Here is a 291-nt window from a genome sequence, read left to right as displayed (position 1 = left end):
GAGCCTTTCGTCGTCACCGGCGGCGGCCCCGGCAATTCGACGACATTCCTGTCGATCGACCTCGTCAAGACGGCGCTCGGCCAGTTCGACCTCGGTCCGGCGGCGGCCAGGTCGTTGGTCTACTTCCTGATCATCCTGCTGTTGTCATGGGTCTTCTACACCGTGATGACCAACTACGACGCGGAGCGCTGAGATGGCGAGCGCAAACGAGACGACACGCGTAAGCGAAGCGGCGGTCACCGAGGTAGGCAGCACGCTTTCGCAGGCCGAGGTGGCGAAGCTGATGCGGCG

Annotated in this window: 1 pseudogene; it reads left to right on the top strand. The window is 63.9% G+C overall.

The features are described from left to right. Nucleotides 1–192 (top strand): annotated as a pseudogene (locus tag EN807_RS34655) (sugar ABC transporter permease); the annotation flags it as partial. Nucleotides 193–291: the final 99 nt, after the last annotated feature.

The organism is Mesorhizobium sp. M5C.F.Ca.ET.164.01.1.1 (genome assembly GCF_004792125.1).
GTDB classification, from domain to species: Bacteria; Pseudomonadota; Alphaproteobacteria; order Rhizobiales; family Rhizobiaceae; genus Mesorhizobium; species Mesorhizobium wenxiniae.
The sequence above is the reverse complement of the archived record's forward strand: the minus strand, read 5'-3'. Positions and strand labels throughout refer to the sequence as shown.